This is a genomic window from Rhodonellum sp. (assembly GCF_030656585.1).
GTDB classification, from domain to species: domain Bacteria; phylum Bacteroidota; class Bacteroidia; order Cytophagales; family Cyclobacteriaceae; genus Rhodonellum; species Rhodonellum psychrophilum.
In genome coordinates, this window is sequence record NZ_JAUSPP010000031.1 from 298,096 (window position 1) to 317,672 (window position 19,577).

Here is a 19,577-nt window from a genome sequence, read left to right on the forward strand (position 1 = left end):
GAAAAATGAAAAAGTATACACATAAAATTGTCGTTTTGGCTTTCTTCTCAGCCTTATTTTCAGGCTGTGTAGATTTATTGGAACCTGCCATTCAAAACAACAGGGACTTGGAAAGCAGCTACAATGAGCCAAGGTTTGCACAGGGATTGATCATCAATGGTTATGCGAGAATCCCCAGAAATGGCTGGAGTTTCAATGACATGGCTACCGATGATGCAGTAAGCAACAATGAAAACAACGCTTTCTTCCTTGTTGCAGGTGGGCAATGGGCATCTGACAATAACCCCCTCAACCAATGGAACAATTCCAATGCTGCGATTCAGTATTTGAACATCATGATTGAAACTGCAGATAAGGTTTCATTTACCGTGAGCAATGACTTATTGGACAGAATGTTTGCAGACAGGATCAAAGGGGAGGCCTATGGGTTACGCGCCTTGTTTATGTTCCATCTTCTACAATCCCATGGAGGTGTTGCAGATGGACAATTGTTGGGCGTACAAGTCTTCAATTCTCCACAAGATCTGACCTCTGAATTCAATTTGCCCAGGAGTACTTTTGAAGCATCCATGCAGCAGCTGTATGCTGATGCTGAACAAGCTTTGGAATTGCTTCCGACAGATTACGAGGATGTTTCCAATGATTCGATGGTTCCAGAGAAGTATCGGGCACTTGGAGCAAGTAGAAATGATTACAACCGTGTATTTGGGGAAGATGCAAGGCAATTGCTGAGTGGAAGAATTGCTGCGGCCATCAGGGCCCAAGCGGCTTTGATGGCCGCGAGTCCTGCATTCAGCCAAGGAAACAGCACCACTTGGGAGGATGCCGCTAATTTTGCCGCAGAGATCATTGACATGAATAATGGCGTTTCTGGTTTAGCACCAACAGGTCTTACCTGGTATGCCAATACTTCAGAAATCAATAATCTTGGAGGTGGTGTCAATACCTCCGAAATACTTTGGAGAGCGTCTCTTGGTGGTCCCTCCAGTAATTTGGAAGCAGCCCATTTCCCTCCTACCCAATTTGGCAATGGCTTGTTAAATCCTACCCAAAATTTGGTGGATGCATTTCCGGACGCCAATGGCTATCCGCTTTCCCATCCTTCCAGCAATTACGACCTCAACAATCCTTATGCGAACAGAGATCCTCGATTGAACCACTTCATCATCTCGAATGGCCGTACAGCAGGTCCCAACAACCAAACCATCAACACAAGTGCTGATGGAGGAACCAATGATGGCATCAACAGGGTGGAAGTCTCAACCAGAACGGGGTATTACATGAGAAAACTGCTAAGACAAGATGTCAATTTAAACCCAGTTTCAGTGAATGGTCAGCTCCATATCATGCCGAGAATCAGGTATACGGAAATATATTTGATCTATGCCGAAGCGGCAAATGAAGCATGGGGCCCAACCACTACCGGAGGAAATGGATATTCAGCTTATGACGTGATCAAAGCGATCAGACAGAGGGCTGGAATAGGACTGAATAATGGAGATGCGTATTTGGAATCTATCAAAAATGATCAAAACGCAATGCGCACCCTGATCAGAAATGAAAGAAGACTGGAGCTGTGTTTTGAAGGATTTAGGTTTTGGGATTTGAGGAGATGGGATCTTGATCTGACAGAAACCGCCCGCGGGATCCGAATCCAAAATAATGGATCTCAAATCATAAATGTTCAAAACAGGGTATTCGACAACCACATGAAGTATGGCCCAATCCCTTTGAGCGAAGTCCTGAAATACAGCGCAATCAGTCAAAATACAGGATGGTAAAATTTAGTGTTGTCGTTTATGCAATTCGTTGAAGTCTAAAGAATTTAAAGATGAAAAAAATTATAAAAATAGCATTTGCATCCTTGGTGATAGGAGCTTTTTCCTGTGTGAACCAAGACTGGGAATTTCCTGATTTTGACAAGCAAACGGTGTATTTTGCCCATCAATATCCCGTAAGAACGATCACACTGGGAGAGGACATCTTTGACACCTCCCTTGACAATGAACGGAAGTTCAGGATAATGGCTACAACCGGTGGCGTTTACACAAATCGTCAGGATCTCCGGCTCGAAATCGAGGTTGACCCATCCCTCTCCAATAATCTTTTGTTCTCTGAGGGTGGAGATGAAGTCCTGACATTGCCTTCTGAATATTATCAGCTCGCTGCGTCCCACATCATCATCCCAAAAGGTGAAATCATTGGTGGGGTAGAAATCCAGTTGACAGGCGCCTTCTTCAACGATCCCAATGCGCTTAAAAACACCTATGTGGTTCCATTGAGAATCAAAAGCGTGGACAATGCAGACTCTGTACTTGTGGGCAGGTCCACTTTGGCCAATCCCAATCCGCATGTAATCGGCGACTGGGATGTCATACCGAAGGACTTTGTCCTCTATGCCATTAAATATGTCAATGAATGGCATGGCATCTATCTGAGAAGAGGAAAAGACACCATGACAGGCAAGCCCGGTTTTGAGGGTCTGAGCAAAGAAGTGGTGAGAAGAAGGGAATTTGTGGAGCAAGATGAGTTGAAAAGTCTCCATACCGAATCTTTAAGCGCCATTCAGTTTCCTCTGACCATCCAAGGTTCAGGCGGAGAAAATATTACCGCTGATCTTTTTCTGACTTTTGACAACCAAGGCAACTGTACGGTTACTTCGGCTACTGATGGAATCACCGCTTCCGGATCAGGTTCTTTTGTGAAAAAAGGCGAAAAGAAAAGTTGGGGCAACCAGGATAGAGATGCGATTTACTTACAATATGAGATCAATCATCCTCAATTCAGGCTTAGCGCTGTAGATACTTTGGTAATGAGAAATCGAGGAGTAGGTTTGGAAACCTTCAATCCAGTTTTGAAATAGTGATTTAAAAATTAAAAAGGAATAGGTATGAAAAAATTTCAAAAACTTGGAATATTGGCATTAACGGCGGGTTTGATGACTGCATGTGCTGATTTTGATCCTTTAGCGTTCAATACTGAAAAACCCGAAAGCATCGCTTTGCAGGAAGAGCTTAACAGTTATGCAGCCTTGAGAAGTTTGCTCGACACGGTGGCCTATCCCAATTTCAAATTGGGTGTTGCCATGCCACTGACAGATTACACTTCTGCTGGATTGAAATATAGATTTGTGAATAGGAATTTCAATGAGTTTACGCCAAACACCGGTATGTCCCATAGAAATCTTGTTCAAGACAATGGCACCATCAATTTGGTAAACATCCAGAGTCTTCTGGAGATGGCGGCACAAAAAGACGTTTCCGTATTTGGCTCCTCTTTGATTTCCTACAACAACCAAAATTCAGCTTATCTCAACGGCTTGCTTTCTCCGTTGATTGTAGAATCTCCCGCCTTTGACAATGAATTGGCTTTAGATGGATTAAAAGAGGGTGAGTTGAACGATTGGACTGTCAGTTCAGGAGTGACTATAGCGCAAGGCGATGGCATGGGAAATGGTGTGCCTGCAGTTAAATTGCAAGTGGGTGCTTCTGTAGCTTCACCAAACAGCGTTCGGATCACCTCGCCGGATATCCCGGTCATTCCCGGCAAAACATATGAGGTCATTGCTTATATCAAATCTGATGTTCCCGGTGAAGGCAGATTTACTTTTGAAGGGCTTTCAGAAAATACTCCGGAGCTTGCATGGTTTGGTTCTGGACCTGCCACACCTACATTTTCAACAAGTATTTCTTGGAAGGAAGTCAGGTTTAGGGTGAATGCATTTGAAGGCAATTCCTTTAAATTCCAATTGGAATTGGGATATACGCCTTCCGCAACTTACTATCTCGACATCAACAACCTGTATGTCTATGATGTCGATGGACCCCCAATGATCAGCAATCTCATTTCCAACGGAGATTTCGAGTCTGGTGATTCTTGGGGTGGATGGGGCAATAATTCCACAAGAGGTGTAACAGCCAATGGCCAGGGAGTTGGCGGTTCCGGAAGTGCATTCTTTGTCACCAACCCTTCCACAACAGGGGGTTTCTGGGAAGTCCAGACGGTTTATCAGTTGGCTCAGCCGGTCAAAAACGGCGAAACTTACAACCTGAGTTTTTGGGTAAAAGGAACTGCAGACGGGGTGATCAGGCCTGAATTACAGAGTCCGGATTACTCTTCAAATGGATTTGGTCAAGTGTTCGTGACGCAAGAGTGGCGCTTGGCAAATCTTTCCACTACTGTAAACGCAGACGATAGAGGGAGATTGATTTTTAGTTATGGAGAGTTTGCGGGCACTGTTTACATTGACAATGTGGTGCTGAGCAATGCCAATGCTTCAGGTGGAAGTACCACTGTGGTGGAGAAGACAGCCCAAGAAAAAAATTCCATCATCGGTACACAAATGGAGCGTTGGGTTTCTCAGGTAGTCGGCCAGACCAAAGACCAAATCAAAGCCAGGAATGTACTCGATGAACCGATGGATCAGAACAATCCAGCAGAATTGAGATCCGGTTTGGGTAGGGCTTTGCCAGATGGAGAATTTTATTGGCAAGATTATTTGGGCAAAGACTACGGGGTAAAGGCATTTCAAATGGCTCGTCAACATGGTAATCCAGCAGATTTGTTATTTATCAATGAGAGTGGTCTTGAAGCCAATCTGGATAAATGCCGTGGTCTGATCGATTATGTGACTTATTTGGAAAACAAGGGCGCTCAAGTAGATGGCATCGGGACTAGAATGCAACTTTCTCTGAATTCCAACACATCAGATATCGGTACCATGTTCCAATTGTTGGCAGCTACCGGAAAGATGGTCAGGGTTTCGGGCTTAGAAGTGCGCATCATGTCTGCACAGCCGACAGCAACGATGCTGGAAAGACAAGCCGAAATCTACGGAGAAGTGTTGGCACTTTACGAACAATACGTTCCAGCTGCACAGCGATACGGAATCACATTGGGAAGCGCCATTGACAGTGAATCAGACAATACCTTGAGACAAGGTCTTTGGGATGTCAACCTAACGCGTAAACCTTCTTATGCAGGTTTTGCGGATGGATTAAAAAATCAATAAAATTTAACCCGAAACATGCCTTAAACCACATAATGGGATTATACCTAATACAAAATCAGACTATTAAATTGGAAAATTCAGCTTACACCCGATAAGGTGAAGTCAAAAATTGTAATCAAAGACTGATTTTTAAGTAATCCTAGGCTGGAATAAAATTGGAATTGCGTAAAACGGGTTTAATGGAAAGGTTGACGAAATCTTAATTGTTGACCTTTCCATTTTATTCAAATCATAAAAAAACAAGTCTGTTTTCAGTTTCCCTTCCAATCGAAAGGATCGAGAAAAACCTATACGATAAAATCCATTGTAGATTTCGCAAGCAAAAAAACCGAAAACACCAATTAAGATTTCTCCATCACAGATACTCTGGATGAATTTTAAAGCTTAAAAAATATCAATACAAACCTGTTTGAACCCATTGCTAAATGAAGAACACAAAATGGAATAAATTAAAAAATGGAATATCCCTCACTGCAGTCGTTCTGATTGGATTGGGCTGCGTAGTGCGATCGGAAAAAAATCCTGCAATTACATTGAAGGATGCTTTCGAAGGCAAATTTTATATCGGTGCTGCTATGGGGAGAAACCACATCAACGAGACAGATGCCTCCACGATGGAAGTACTTGGTACCCATTTCAATTCAATTGTTGCGGAAAATGTCATGAAAAGTGGCATGCTTCAAGCCAAAGAAGGGGAATTTAATTTTTCCCAAGCAGACAAGTTTGTTGAATACGGCAAGAAAAACAACCTGCATGTCGTCGGCCATACCTTGATCTGGCATTCGCAGGCGCCGAGATGGTTTTTTACAGATGCAGAGGGGAAAGATGTCAGCCCAGAAGTCCTGGCAAAAAGGATGGAAACCCATATCAAAACCGTAGTGGGCAGATACAAAGGCCAAGTAAAAGGCTGGGATGTGGTCAACGAGGCAATCTTGGATGATGGCTCTTGGAGAAAAAGTAAATTTTTTGAGATCCTTGGTGAGGATTTTATAAAATTGGCATTTCAGTATGCACACGAAGCAGACCCGGAAGCCGAATTGTATTACAACGACTATTCCATGGCCAACTCTGGAAAGAGAGCAGGCGTAGTGAAAATGGTAAAAGATTTACAAGCCCAAGAGATCAAAATCGATGGTATCGGAATGCAAGGGCACTTGGGCTTGGAATATCCCACCATTGAGGAGTTCGAAAAAAGCATTTTGGCCTATTCGGGTCTTGGAGTGACTGTGATGATCACGGAAATGGACCTCAGCGTATTGCCATCACCGAGAGGGGACATGGGCGCTGATGTATCGACCAATGTGGACTATCAACAAAGTCTAAATCCATATACAGAAGGATTGCCCGATGATGTTCAAAAGAAATTTGATGCGCGATATTTAGCCTTCTTCAAACTTTTCCTGGACCACCATGACAAAATCTCAAGGGTAACACTTTGGGGAGTGAATGACGGAGATTCCTGGAAAAACGGCTGGCCTGTCAGAGGCAGAACAGATTATCCCCTACTCTTCAATAGAGACAATTCTCCAAAAACGGTCGTCAACGAAATAATCCAACTTGCAGCAAAATACGAATAGCTCAATTATTAACTTAAACCAACAAAATTATTAACTTCTTGAAAGGCCATGTACTTGATTGTATGTGGCCTATCAAAATTTAATCCTATATGCGCAACCTTCGGTTTACCCTCCTATTCTTCACTTTTTTGAGTTGCTTTTCGAGTCACTCTCTTTATGGTCAAAAAGCCTCCAATCCAATAATCCATGCGGATGTGCCTGACATGTCCATGATCCGGGTTGGGGATACGTATTACATGGGCTCCACGACCATGCACATGAATCCCGGAGTCCCCATCATGAAATCCAAGGATCTGGTCAATTGGGAATTGGTCAATTATGCTTATGAAATATTGAGTTCAAGCGAGGATCTAAAGCTGGAAAATGGAAAACAGATGTATGGAAAAGGTTCTTGGGCAAGTAGCCTTAGATACCACAACGGTGTTTATTACATAGGTACTTTTTCTGGAAACACGGGTAAAACTTACATTTATTCTACCAAAGACATCGAAAAGGGCCCTTGGAAATCCATGGCCTTCGAACCTTCCCTGCATGACCATACCTTGTTTTTTGAAGACGATGGAAAGGTCTATTTGATTTGGGGAGCTGGCACCATCAAAATGGTGGAATTGGAAAGTGATCTGACTGGGATAAAACCAAATACGGAAAGGGTATTGATCCAAAACGCCACCGAACCTTCAGGGAACAATGTCGGCTTGCCGGCTGAAGGGGCACAACTTTTTAAGGTCAATGACAAATATTACCTTTTCAATATCGCCTGGCCCAAAGGGGGAATGCGGACAGTCATCATCCACAGATCGGACAATATCGAAGGCCCTTATGAAGGAAGAGTTGCGCTTCAGGACAAGGGTGTTGCTCAAGGAGGTTTGATTGACACTCCAAATGGAGATTGGTTTGCTTATCTCTTCCGGGACAATGGTGCTGTAGGTAGAGTCCCCTATTTGGTCCCCGTCACTTGGGAAGATGGATGGCCGGTTTTGGGCGTAGCCGGTAAGGTCCCCATGGAACTTGACCTGCCGGAAAGCAAAGGACTTATGCCTGGAATCGTCGCTTCTGATGATTTCAAGAGGAAAAAAAGAGATGCCGATTTGCCCTTGGTCTGGCAATGGAATCACAATCCCGTTCCTGATCTTTGGTCTATCAATGGGAAAAAAGGAACCCTCAGACTGAAAACCGATCGGGTTGACCAAGGTGTTTTATCCGCCAGAAACACCCTTACCCAAAGGACAATTGGTCCCGAAAGTATGGGAACCATCAAAATCGATGTTTCTGGGATGAAAGAAGGTGATTTTGCAGGACTTACTTTGCTGCAGAAAGACTATGGACTGATTGGCGTTCGGGTTCAGGATGGACAAAAAAAGCTGGTCATGAAAAAGGCTTCTGATGCATCTGAAAGTGAAATTGAGACCGTAGCATTCGTTGGGGATTCGGTTTTGCTGAGGGCTGTCTGTGATTTTCACGAAAGGAAAGACGAAGCAAAATTCTATTACAGCCTTGATGAAGGAAAAAACTGGAAGCAATTGGGAGATATTTTGCAAATGAAATACACGCTTCCTCATTTCATGGGGTATCGGTACGGTTTGTTCTATTACTCAACCCAGCAGCCTGGAGGTCATGCTGATTTTGACTATTTCAAAATTGAGGATCAAATAAAATTTTAATCCCTGATGAAAAGACCGTTCGATAGCCAAGAGATGCTCATTCCCCTAAACTGTTTTTGGATAGAGCAGGAAAACAGTGGCCACTTCGGCTGATTGGTGGGATTACCGTAGTGGCGAAATGGCGGAAAAATTTTCCGATGCCATTTGGACGGTAACGGCGGCAAGGCAAGTAAAAAATTGGAGAATAAAGAATAAGCGTGCGAAGGAAAATTTATCGCTTCAAGCATTCCTAAATGAACAACATTATGAAATCAAACCACCTCAAGCCATTCCTCTTGGCTTTTTTACTCTTCAACATTGGCCTATCGGCTTTCGCCCAACAGGATGAAAACTTTTACATCTTCCTGAGTTTTGGACAATCCAATATGGAAGGTGCGGCCAAATTTGAAGATCAGGACACCATTGAGGATGATCGATTCAAGGTTTTGCAAGCCATAGACTGCGACAACCTGAACAGAAAAAAAGGCCAATGGTATCCGGCAACGGCACCTTTGACCAGATGCCATACCGGACTTGGTCCTGCAGATTATTTCGGAAGGACGTTGACAGAACATCTCCCTGAAAATATTAAAATCGGGATCATCAATGTCTCCGTTGGAGGAGCAAAGATCGAACTTTTTGAAAAAGGAAATTTTGAATACTATGTACAGTCTTCACCTGATTGGCTACAGAATATGGTCAAGGAATATGATGGAGATCCCTATGCGAGATTAATCGAATTGGCCAAAATCGCCCAAAAAGACGGCATGATCAAAGGAATATTGCTCCATCAAGGGGAATCCAACACAGGAGATGAAAACTGGCCAAAAAAAACCAAGGGCGTTTATGATACTATTCTAGCGGATCTGGGTTTGGCTCCCAATTCCCTTCCCCTCTTGGCAGGTGAAATGGTCAGTGCCGATCAGGGTGGAAAGTGTGCCAGCATGAATGCCATTATTCAAACATTGCCCACAGTGATTCCACAAGCGTATGTGATTTCCTCCACCGACTGCGAGGCCTTGGAGGATGGGCTCCATTTCTCGGCAGCGGGCTACCGGGAGTTGGGCAGAAGGTATGGCATGAAAATGTTGTCTTTGTTACAGGATTGATAGTGGCCTTCTAACCAATAATTTTAATCATAAAAAATTCATAATCAAACAGATAAAACCAGCAAAATGAAAAGAAAACCAGCAGTTATTTTGGCTTTCCTTTTGGCTTTCATTTCCGTATCAGACGGGTATGGCCAAAAGAAAAAAAACAATCCTCCTATTTTCACAGAAGTGGTATATGAGGGAAAAGACCAAGTTTACATCGACAACCCACTTAAGGAAAATGAATTTTACAATCCCATTCTCCAAGGATGTTATCCTGACCCGGCGATTACCAGAAAAGGAGACGATTATTACATGGTGGTTTCCTCTTTTGCCATGTTTCCCGGGGTGCCGATTTTCCATTCCAAGGATCTGGTGAATTGGAAGCAAATAGGTCATGTTCTGGATCGAAAATCCCAATTGAAGGTTCAGGATACGGGAATAAGCATGGGGATTTATGCCCCTGACATTAAGTACAACCCATACAATGACACCTTTTATATGATCACCACCCAGTTTGCCGGAGGTTTTGGCAATATCGTGGTCAAGACAAAAGATCCGATGCAAGGCTGGAGTGACCCCATTAAACTCAAGTTTGATGGCATCGATCCAGGATTGTTTTTTGATGACAATGGCAAAGCCTATGTGGTGCACAACGATGCGCCAAATAGAGGAGAAGAAAGATACGAAGGTCACCGCGTCATCAAAATTTGGGAATATGATCTCGAGAATGACCAAGTAGTGGCAGGCACAGATAAGATCATTGTAGATGGTGGCGTGGACCCCTCAAAGAATCCGATTTGGATAGAAGCCCCGCACATTTACAAAAAGGATGGGAAATATTTCCTGATGTGCGCAGAAGGGGGTACCGGTGGAAATCACAGTGAAGTGATCTTCAAAAGTGACAGCCCCACGGGACCTTTTATCCCGGCACCTTCCAATCCAATCTTGACACAGAAATATTTTGGAAACAACAGAAGCAATAAAGTGGATTGGGCTGGTCATGCCGATTTGGTCCTTGGACCAGATGACAAATACTACGGTGTGTTCTTGGGCATAAGACCAAATGACAAAAATAGGGTGAATACGGGTAGAGAGACCTTTATTCTTCCGGTAGATTGGTCGGGTGAATTTCCGGTGTTCGAAAACGGATTGATCCCTATGGAGCCAAAATTGAAAATGCCGGCGGGCATCACTGAGAACAAAACCGGTTCAGATGGATTTTTTCCAAATGGCAATTTCACCTACACGGAAAGATTCGATGCCGAAAAACTTGATTTTAGATGGATCGGCTTGCGTGGCCCGAGGGAAGATTTTATTTCCTTCAACAAAAAAGGACTTCAAATCAACCCATTTGCTGTCAATATCAAGGAGGTCAAACCAACTTCCACTTTATTCTACAGACAGCAGCACAAAAACTTTGCCTTTACTACCGCCATCGAATTCAAGCCTGCTTCCGAAAAAGAACTGGCCGGAATCACCACGGTTCAGAGTGAGAAGTTCAATTATGTCTTTGGAATCACCAAAAAAGGGAATGAAGATTTCATTCTCCTTCAAAGAACCGAAAAAGGAGAATCACAAATCATCGGAAGCGCAAAAATTGAAACTAAAGGCCCGATCAGGTTGCAGGTAAAGGCAACCGGAGATGCTTATGCATTTGGTTATGCAATTGGAGAAGGGGATTTCACCTATTTTGAGGTGTCGGGGGACATCCTGTCAACCAATGTGGCTGGAGGATTCACGGGCAATATGATTGGATTGTATGCCACTACAGCCAATGACGCTGTACCAGAATAACCGGGACTTTCAGATCTTCTCATGTTTACAATCAAAAAGGCTACCTTCATCGGGTAGCCTTTTTTGTATTGAGAATGTATTGAAAACCCATTCAGTGTATTCGATCCTTTTTTTCCAAAAATCTTATACCCGAAACATGCACTAAGTCTCCTAATGAGGTTGAAACTGCAAGAAAATGAGCCTATATGGAGAAGAATGCATTTTACCGATAGGATGAAGTCGGAAACAGCAATCAACCGACTGATTTCAAGGCTATTTCAGATTTGAAGTGTTCGAGCATCACACGGGTTAAAAAACCAGGTTTCCCGTTTCATTTTCCTTATAAAGGATCAAACTTTTGGGCTTTTTGTCCAAGTAAAAATTGACGATGTTCTGTTGTCCATCAAACTGATTCAACAGCACCGTGTTTTTGATGCTGACCTGTTTGGGAAAAGGGATTTTGCCTGTCTCCATATAAAACCAAGCAGCATCTTCCTCAATCTCGTATCCCAAGTATCTCAACTCTATCTTTTGCCCATTGACAGTGATCGCATTGGAAGCCAGCAGGTATTCCCTTGCCATTTTATTCAGTTTCTCCGGATTGGAGGGATTCAAAAAATCCACCTTGCTGTTGGAAGATTCCGAAAGGGCCACTTCCAAATCATCCCAAAAAATCTTCTGTGCGATTTCCAGGTTTTGGCCCTGTGCATTGTAGCGGATATCCGTGAGGCTGATATAGAAAGGATGCAAAAGTACCTTCAATCCTATAATGAGTGAGAAAATATAATAATGTAGCATGGATATGGATGATTTTTACTTTTTTTGCAAAATTATACAATTATCTAACGCGCCGGAGAATACTTCGGCCATAAATTTCAACGTAAAATAAGCATGGGTCAGTTTCAACTGTACTTTCAGTTAGGCATCAAACATATTCTTGATTTGGCAGGTTTCGATCATATTCTTTTTGTCATTGCGCTTTGTGCAATTTACATCGGGAGGGATTGGAAAAAAATATTGATCCTGGTCACTGCATTCACCATCGGGCATTCGGTTACTTTGGCCTTGGCCACATTGAATTTGGTCAAGGTGAACAGCAACTTGATCGAGTTTCTGATCCCCGTTACCATCGCGATCACCGCCTTGGTCAATATCTTCAAGCCAAAGGCAAGTACGGGAAGGGGCGTCCAGATCAATTATTTCTTCGCACTTTTCTTCGGATTGGTCCATGGATTGGGCTTTTCCAATTACCTGAAATCATTGTTGGGCAGGGAATCCTCCATCTTTCAACCCTTGTTGGCCTTCAATCTAGGCTTGGAAGTCGGGCAACTCATCATCGTCGCCCTGTTTTTGCTGGCTTCCTCCCTTTTGGTGGGCTTGGTAGGCATCAACCGCAAAGAATGGACTTTGGTCATCTCTGCAATTGTGTTGGGAATGTCCGTGATGATGATGCTTGAAACCAAGTATTGGTAAAGTGGATGTGAGTTTTTTTTAAAAAAAGACCATTTTCCAAGAAAGTGAAATCATAAAACAACCGCTTTTGGAAAAATTACCGGAAAAAGGTTTTCTTCGTCCTATATTTAGTTCTGAAGATTGATAAATTAAGCGATATTTGAAATCCTTGGTTCATTGGATCAGGGACATTTTACTTTAAATTAAAAAGAATGAAAAGATTACTTACTGCGATTGGAATCGGATTATTGACCTCCGTTTCTCTTTTCGCTCAAAAAAGTGTCCAAAACCACGCAGAGCGTTTTGAGCAATTGGGAACCACATTCAGGTCTCCCAACGTCTACAGAACGGCCTCCGGAGCCCCTGGACACATGTATTGGCAACAAAAAGCCGATCACGAAATCGAAGTGGAACTGAACGACGACAACCAGTCCATCAAAGGCTCCCAAAAAATCACCTACCACAACTTCTCCCCGGACGCCCTCACCTATTTATGGATCCAGTTGGACCAAAACGAAAGGGCCAAGGATTCCAACACTCCAAAAATTGCGTCTAGTCAAATCGGCCAAAGAATGTCCATGAGACAATTGGAGTCCATTGTATGGCATGACCTGGACTTGGGTTACAAAATCAATTCCCTCAAGGACATGAGCGGAAATGATATTTCGGTGACCATCAACAAAACCATGATGCGTGTAGACCTTCCTCAGCCTTTGAAAGCAGGTGAGAAATTTGAGTTTACCGTAGATTGGAGCTTCAATATCCACGACCGAATGAGTTTTATCGGCGGCCGTCCCGGATATGAGTTCTTTGAAAAAGACGGGAATTATCTCTACACCATGGCTGAGTGGTTCCCAAGAATGGCTGTTTACTCAGACTTTGAAGGCTGGCAACACAAGCAATTCGTCGGAAGAGGGGAATTTGCCTTGGCATTTGGTGATTACAAAGTGAAAATCACGGTCCCTGCAGACCACATGGTTGGCTCTACCGGTGTACTCCAAAATCCAGAGGAGGTGCTTAGCGCAGTCGAGTTGGACAGATGGAATCTGGCACAAAAAACCTATGACAAACCTGTGGTCATCCGTACCCAGGCGGAAGCAGAAAGATTGGAAAAAGGAAAGGCGAAGAACAAGAAAACCTGGATTTTCCATGCCGAAAACGTAAGGGATTTTGCATGGACTTCTTCCAGAAAGTTTATCTGGGATGCAATGGCCGTCAAGCAAGCTGGCAAAGACGTCATGGCAATGTCCTATTACGGAAAAGAAGGCAATCCACTTTGGGAGCAATATTCCACAAGGGTAGTTGCCCACACGATAGAATCCTATTCAGCAAGGACATTTGATTATCCTTACCCGGTTGCCATCTCTGTGGAGGCTTCCAATGGAATGGAATACCCGATGATCTGCTTCAATTATGGTCGTCCGGATGCCGATGGTACTTATTCCGACGCCGTGAAATACGGCATGATTTCAGTCATCATCCATGAAGTCGGTCACAATTATTTCCCAATGATCGTCAACTCCGACGAAAGACAGTGGTCTTGGATGGACGAAGGCTTGAACACCTTCATGCAGTTTTTGGCTGAGCAAGAGTGGGACAGGGATTATCCTTCCAGAAGAGGTGCCGCCCATAAAATTGTTTCCTACATGGCAAGTGAAAAACACCTGTTGGAGCCGATCATGACCAATTCCGAAAACATCATCCAGTTTGGTCCCAATGCGTATGCAAAACCTGCCACTGCACTCAATATCTTGAGAGAGACCATTATGGGTCGTGAGCTGTTTGACTATGCTTTCAAAGAATATGCGAACAGATGGATGTTCAAACACCCAACGCCTGAAGATTTCTTCAGAACCATAGAGGATGCCTCCGGGGTGGATTTGGATTGGTTTTGGAGAGGTTGGTTTTACGGTGCTGAGCCGGTTGACATTTCTTTGGACCAAGTGAATTGGTTCAAACTGGACAACAGAACGCCAGCAGAAAAGAAAGCCGATGCCAAAAAGGAATTTGACAGAGAGGAATCTTATGTCAGCAAAACCTACAACAAAGAGGATATCCCACAAACCGTATTGGAAGCAAATCCTGCTACCAGGGATTTCTACAACAGCTACAATCCATTCGCAGTCACTCCTGAGGACGAGAAAGCCTACAAGGACTTTATGGCCAGATTGAACCAAAAGGAAAAAGATTTGCTGAACTCCGGTTTGAATTTCTATGAAATGAAATTTAGCAACGTCGGTGGTTTGGTCATGCCTTTGATCATCCAATTCAACTATGTGGATGGAACTTCGGAAATCGAAAGAATTCCAGCCGAAATATGGAGATTGAATGAAAGCGAAGTCACCAAAGTATTTGCAAAGTCCAAGGAAGTGAAAAACATCGTTTTGGACCCCTTCAGAGAAACAGCCGATATCGACGAATCCAACAACTATTGGCCAAGTCAGGCAACACCTACCCGATTTGAGCTTTTCAAAGGCGCTGGTGGTGCCAGAGGAGTTTCTACCGGTGACAATCCGATGAAGAAAGCGCAGAAAAAATAAGAGCGATAAAATACCCTTTGTTTAATTGAAACAATAAAAAAACCCAAGGATTTAGCCCCTTGGGTTTTTTTATTGCTCAGTTTTATAAAGATCAGCCTTGTTTTATTTCCTTCACGGCATGACCCTTTGCTCTGGCTGCCAAGACCATCTAGGTCAGGGACAGATTTTGTGTAGCGATGGAAGTCATACAGGCGTCATCGGTCACGTAGACATTGGTGCAGGCATGGGGCTGGTTGTGTTTGTTGAGCAGGGATGTTTTGGGATCATGCCCCATTCTGACACCTCCCTTTTCGTGGATCCCCAATCTGGACGCCCGGTTATCGCCCCTGGTTTTGATAGATAAAACCGGCTTTTTCAAACCTCTCGGTCATTTGCGCCTACAAAAGTTCAACTTTTCAAAGGAGTAGGAAATGTACATGGTTTAACCCGTTTTATGCATTGCGAACCCCATTCAAGATTGTAATTGCCCGATATTCAATTAGGGATTGCCTATTTTTGACTTTACCCTATTGGTGTTAGGAATTAGTCTTCCAATCGCCTGGTTTTCATGCAGTTTCGATCCCATTAGGAAACCCAATGCATATTTCAGGTTTAACTTCGGCTGTTCATCCCATAAAGCGGATAAACCGAAAATAAAGAATGCTGAGGATATAAATCCTGGTTGATAAACGGATCAGGGTCTTTGTTTTTTTGGCAAGGGCTCATATTCAAAGGGCAATAAATCCCCTATTTTTTCCCAAGCCATATACCCTTCCACAAAAATGTCATAGGGATGAAAATAGCTGCCGTTGACAAATAATTGAACAGCTTTTGCCCGCATGTACAACAGACTCACCTGAGAAAATTTTCCCCGATCATGGAGTTCTTCATTTCCGGACAAACCAAGATCCCTAACAAGGGGGCTGATGTTTCTCAGACTATAAGGATGAAATTCAGGATCTTCGGCTTCGTGCTGATACACCACATAAACGGGCGCTGCATAGGTCATAAATATTTTGCCATCAGAGGTGGTCTGTATCAATTCTTTTGGATCATGAATGGGTTGTTTTGGAAGGTTGATCCATTGGGGAATATAACCCGGAAGAATTGGGGTTTGTCCGATTACTTTTTCGATTCCGCTGGACAATTGGCTAGAATCACTTTTCGGCGCTGTCCAGTTAGGATTCAAGGCTTTCTCTGTGGAATGGACTTCAAAACCCTCCTCACTGGAATTGCCCCGGTACAATGATCTGACAAAGTGCATGATGCTACCCAAATATGCTTTCTCACGTAAATCCGTAACTTTCTTGAGTCTACGTTTTGGTATATCAGCCTCCACAAAGTAAGGATAACCTGAATAGGTGACCTGCTGCGAAGAAAAGTCGTACTCAAAACCCAACAACACATATTTAATTTGAAAACCTAAATTGGGATTCTTTATCTCAAGGATTTCCCTAGCGGTAACTTTTAATTTAGAATTGTTGGATTCCGCATCCAAGATCAATACCTCTGTGTTCTGGATTTTGGATTTTACGCCGTTGCTGCTGTTTCCCAAAAAATACCTTTCAAAAATTTGTAGATTTTTGTGCCAAGTTGCATCCCGGCGACCCATTACCTCACGCTCTTCCAAATCAATTGGCTGTTGCAAAAGGCGGAATTCATAAAAATCCCGGAGTGATCTGGTGGACAGACTATAACTAAATGGCTCGTACCCCATAAAACTGATGACAAGGTTGTGCTCTCCCTCAGGAATTTGGATTTCAAATAAACCCTCTTCGTCTGTAATTTCCCCAAAAGATGAATTGCTCACAAATACGGTCGCAAAAGACAGGGGCTTAAAACTTTCAGCATCTATAATTCTGCCTTTAATGGAATATTGAGCAAGCACAGGCCCTACAGCTGCAAAAAAGTACAGTGCGAAAAAGCTGAGCATTAAAGCTTTTGGTATTTTCAGGCGCATTTATTTTTCTCCCACTTTGATTTTATGCATGACAAATACCGGTTCCCCTGCATCTGATAACCCTTCTAACCTAACCCATACCTCAGAATCACCATCTGACAACTGGAATATAATTTTTGCTTTTCCATTTGCATCAGTCCGGATTTCTGGATTCCAATAAAGTGTGGATCTGTAGTCCATGCCCAAAGGAACTTCCGGATCCGGTCCTATATAAAAATCACGGACAGGCACATATCCTTTGGCAACCATGGTGGCATTCCCCGTTATTGCCAGCTTGGAAAAGTCTGGATTTGGGTTCCCGGATTTGGTAAGCACATTGATCACGCCCTCGCTGTTCGCCCCGTATATCGAAGGCACATTGGGCCCCCTTAAGATGTCGATTCGCTCAATCTGATGTAAGGGCAAGGATGCAGCCAACAGGTTGTTGAAGGTGGGCTTGCCATCAATGATGAACCTAACACCACCCGTGTTTAATGAACCGCTTCGCAATGTCAGGATTGGTGGAGGACTGAGGCTGAATTCATCCCCAATTACCTTATAGCCAAGCTTGGTCTTCAAAAAATGGAATATGTTTTGGTAAGCATGCATTTCTTCAGTTATTTCCAGACTTGTATAAGGACTGTTTTGATAGAATTCTGCTCTTTTGTCGGGAACCAAGTTACTTCTTCGACCGGTTACTGTCACTTCCCCTAGCTCAATATCCCGGAACTTTCTCATCTGATCCAGCATGTCATTGACTTTTTTTACTTTCACCAAATAAGCATCATCATCGGTATAATAAAAAATAGTCGGCAGCGTCGCAAAAGTCCTGTTTTCAAGAACAGGTTTTTCAACCTTCGAAAGGTTCACTTCATGTTTTTTCAGGACTTTCCATGTATTTTTCCCTTTTTCTATGGGAATATAGGCCTGTAAAAATACCCCAACCGAATCATAATATTCCAAGCCTCTGAAACTGAAATTTCCTTCTGGATCCGTGTCACCCTCATGGAAGATGGGTTCTCCAGAAAATGGATTGATCAGGAGAGCCAGTCGATGACTGTTGTCTTTTTTCATGCCGGAGAGGTTACCGGATAAGCTCAAACCTTCTTCAATATAATGAACCGACCGGTTGTCAAGCAAGCGCAGGTTTTCCCAGGAAAATCTTCTCCATCGCTGAGTCAGCAACAGGTCGTCCAAATCACGCGCTGAATGGGGGTTTTCTGGATCAAAATAATGAAATGGGTTTTCTATCTCACTGCTGGTTTCGGAACTGAGGTGAAAATTGGTAAAAATATTATCTTCTTTTAAGGAAGAAATGACTTGGTAAGAATCCAATACAGAAACAGAAAAGTCACCCGGTAATCCTCGCCCAAACTCATCTGTAATTTCAACTTCCAATTCAACAGTGTCTTTGGTTTGATAACTAGATTTATCTGTTAGGAAATTCCCGATTCCATTGGAAAAGGGATGAAGCATGACCAGCCGCTGGGCCAAAATATTGGTCTCTGTATCCATTAAATAAAAAGAAACCAAACCGGGTAAAAAATCATCCTTTGGAATTGAAACCTGTTGATTCCGTTTGGCATCCATTTGCTTTTGATAGACCAATCCTCCCTTAGACATTCCAATCAAAAACAGGTCTCGGGTATCCCCTGAATTGTGTTGAATAGTGATGTTGATGTTTTCTATATTGCTCAAAGGGTCAACTTCCATGACAAAGCCTGTCGCTTGTATCGCAGCGAGCCGAAACTTTTGCCAGGGACCTTTTTTGGTCTTTGCCCTGATTTCATATGTTTCATTTATTTGTGGAACAAAACTTAAACTACCAACACCCATAGGATTGGTTTCGAACCTAAGCAAAGTATCCATTTTGCTGTTGAACAAATACCCGAATGAAGCAATGCCTTTGGCTCCTGGCTCAGAAGCCTTTATCCCAATTTTGCTTTTGATTCCATCCACCAAAACTCCCCCTTCCGGAAAGAATGACAATTGCAGATCTGAACCCTCTGTATAGCCAAGACTTTGACCAGGTATAAAATCCCTTATCCAGATATCCTTGTGAAAAACCGCCTCCCCTCCAAAATTTTTCATGTAATTGGTATATGCGCGGAGGGTATAGGGTCCTGGTGTAAGGTCTTCAGTAATCACCAAATCCCCCCTTCCATTGCCTTGATCCATTTTGATGGTGATCTCAGCAGCTATTCTCTGGAATTTGGGATCAATAAGCTCCACATATAGCGGAACCGAAGAAGTGTTGGCTGTCTTCTCTTCTTTTTCAAGAATTCCATAGGCCTTGATCCAAATGGTGTCCTTGGAATAGTATTGGGGCTTGTCTGTATGTAAATAAACTTTCTCCCAAGGAAAGGCTTGATTGTAGTTCAGGATGAGCTCAGGCAATTTCTCAATCGCTGACTGGCCAAATGAATGGGTTAAAACAAAGAGGTGGAGAAAAAATATTGCCGCTAAACTTTTTGACGAAATTTGCATAGACATGAAAATGGAAATTACATTCCTAATCTACGGAAGAATAAGTTTTTACGGTGTTTTCTTCAAAAAAATGTCATTAAAAAAA

12 protein-coding genes and 1 pseudogene are annotated in these 19,577 nt (G+C 43.1%); 9 read left to right on the forward strand and 4 right to left on the reverse strand.

All coding sequences use genetic code 11. The features are described from left to right. Positions 1-5: 5 nt before the first annotated feature. The 7 genes from Q7J63_RS08210 to Q7J63_RS08240 all read left to right on the forward strand — a co-directional run bounded on the left by Q7J63_RS08210 (position 6) and on the right by Q7J63_RS08240 (position 11,116). Entirely contained in the window at positions 6-1,781 is a 1,776-nt protein-coding gene (locus tag Q7J63_RS08210; protein WP_304885319.1) for a RagB/SusD family nutrient uptake outer membrane protein, read from the forward strand. 50 nt (positions 1,782-1,831) lie between these two features. Next, a complete protein-coding gene (locus tag Q7J63_RS08215; protein ID WP_304885321.1) occupies positions 1,832-2,863 on the forward strand; it encodes a DUF5627 domain-containing protein in 1,032 nt (343 codons plus the stop codon). A gap of 27 nt (positions 2,864-2,890) precedes the next feature. Then, the gene (locus Q7J63_RS08220; protein WP_304885323.1) at positions 2,891-5,011 is read left to right on the forward strand and encodes an endo-1,4-beta-xylanase; all 2,121 of its coding nucleotides are present in this window, start codon (positions 2,891-2,893) and stop codon (positions 5,009-5,011) included. A gap of 425 nt (positions 5,012-5,436) precedes the next feature. Then, positions 5,437-6,588 carry an endo-1,4-beta-xylanase gene (locus tag Q7J63_RS08225; RefSeq protein WP_304885325.1) on the forward strand — a complete coding sequence of 384 codons (1,152 nt, stop codon included), beginning with the start codon at positions 5,437-5,439 and terminating at the stop codon, positions 6,586-6,588. 89 nt (positions 6,589-6,677) lie between these two features. Continuing rightward, complete coding sequence (locus Q7J63_RS08230; protein WP_304885326.1) at positions 6,678-8,249, forward strand: glycoside hydrolase 43 family protein; 1,572 nt, start codon at positions 6,678-6,680, stop codon at positions 8,247-8,249. 245 nt (positions 8,250-8,494) lie between these two features. Further along, complete coding sequence (locus Q7J63_RS08235; protein WP_304885328.1) at positions 8,495-9,337, forward strand: sialate O-acetylesterase; 843 nt, start codon at positions 8,495-8,497, stop codon at positions 9,335-9,337. A gap of 66 nt (positions 9,338-9,403) precedes the next feature. Beyond that, positions 9,404-11,116 (forward strand): glycoside hydrolase family 43 protein, encoded by a 1,713-nt coding sequence (locus Q7J63_RS08240; protein WP_304885330.1) that lies wholly within the window; start codon positions 9,404-9,406, stop codon positions 11,114-11,116. 288 nt (positions 11,117-11,404) lie between these two features. On the opposite strand, the gene Q7J63_RS08245 is transcribed toward Q7J63_RS08240, so the two are convergent. After that, positions 11,405-11,893, reverse strand: coding sequence for a DUF6702 family protein (locus Q7J63_RS08245; protein ID WP_019596110.1), 489 nt, complete (start codon positions 11,891-11,893; stop codon positions 11,405-11,407). A gap of 93 nt (positions 11,894-11,986) precedes the next feature. Between Q7J63_RS08245 and Q7J63_RS08250 the strand changes: the two genes are divergently transcribed. After that, positions 11,987-12,568 carry a HupE/UreJ family protein gene (locus Q7J63_RS08250; RefSeq protein WP_019596109.1) on the forward strand — a complete coding sequence of 194 codons (582 nt, stop codon included), beginning with the start codon at positions 11,987-11,989 and terminating at the stop codon, positions 12,566-12,568. Positions 12,569-12,759: 191 nt separating this feature from the next. Further along, positions 12,760-15,087, forward strand: a complete 2,328-nt coding sequence (locus tag Q7J63_RS08255) for a M1 family metallopeptidase (protein WP_304885333.1) — start codon at positions 12,760-12,762, stop codon at positions 15,085-15,087. Between the two features lie 148 nt (positions 15,088-15,235). On the opposite strand, the pseudogene Q7J63_RS08260 reads toward Q7J63_RS08255, so the two are convergent. From Q7J63_RS08260 to Q7J63_RS08270, 3 genes and pseudogenes are all read right to left on the reverse strand, one after another. Beyond that, positions 15,236-15,461: pseudogene (locus Q7J63_RS08260) on the reverse strand (GMC oxidoreductase); the annotation flags it as partial. 299 nt (positions 15,462-15,760) lie between these two features. Then, entirely contained in the window at positions 15,761-16,999 is a 1,239-nt protein-coding gene (locus tag Q7J63_RS08265; protein WP_304885335.1) for a carboxypeptidase-like regulatory domain-containing protein, read from the reverse strand. A gap of 27 nt (positions 17,000-17,026) precedes the next feature. Further along, positions 17,027-19,492, reverse strand: coding sequence for a Plug domain-containing protein (locus tag Q7J63_RS08270; protein ID WP_304885337.1), 2,466 nt, complete (start codon positions 19,490-19,492; stop codon positions 17,027-17,029). Positions 19,493-19,577: the final 85 nt, after the last annotated feature.

Excerpts from the sequence above, each read along its gene's own strand:
- Q7J63_RS08255 (WP_304885333.1), top strand. The coding sequence starts at position 12,760 with ATGAAAAGATTACTTACTGCGATTGGAATCGGATTATTGACCTCCGTT.
- Q7J63_RS08215 (WP_304885321.1), top strand. The coding sequence starts at position 1,832 with ATGAAAAAAATTATAAAAATAGCATTTGCATCCTTGGTGATAGGAGCT.
- Q7J63_RS08245 (WP_019596110.1), bottom strand. The coding sequence starts at position 11,893 with ATGCTACATTATTATATTTTCTCACTCATTATAGGATTGAAGGTACTT.
- Q7J63_RS08240 (WP_304885330.1), top strand. The coding sequence starts at position 9,404 with ATGAAAAGAAAACCAGCAGTTATTTTGGCTTTCCTTTTGGCTTTCATT.
- Q7J63_RS08250 (WP_019596109.1), top strand. The coding sequence starts at position 11,987 with ATGGGTCAGTTTCAACTGTACTTTCAGTTAGGCATCAAACATATTCTT.
- Q7J63_RS08265 (WP_304885335.1), bottom strand. The coding sequence starts at position 16,999 with ATGCTCAGCTTTTTCGCACTGTACTTTTTTGCAGCTGTAGGGCCTGTG.
- Q7J63_RS08210 (WP_304885319.1), top strand. The coding sequence starts at position 6 with ATGAAAAAGTATACACATAAAATTGTCGTTTTGGCTTTCTTCTCAGCC.
- Q7J63_RS08230 (WP_304885326.1), top strand. The coding sequence starts at position 6,678 with ATGCGCAACCTTCGGTTTACCCTCCTATTCTTCACTTTTTTGAGTTGC.
- Q7J63_RS08235 (WP_304885328.1), top strand. The coding sequence starts at position 8,495 with ATGAAATCAAACCACCTCAAGCCATTCCTCTTGGCTTTTTTACTCTTC.
- Q7J63_RS08270 (WP_304885337.1), bottom strand. The coding sequence starts at position 19,492 with ATGCAAATTTCGTCAAAAAGTTTAGCGGCAATATTTTTTCTCCACCTC.
- Q7J63_RS08220 (WP_304885323.1), top strand. The coding sequence starts at position 2,891 with ATGAAAAAATTTCAAAAACTTGGAATATTGGCATTAACGGCGGGTTTG.
- Q7J63_RS08225 (WP_304885325.1), top strand. The coding sequence starts at position 5,437 with ATGAAGAACACAAAATGGAATAAATTAAAAAATGGAATATCCCTCACT.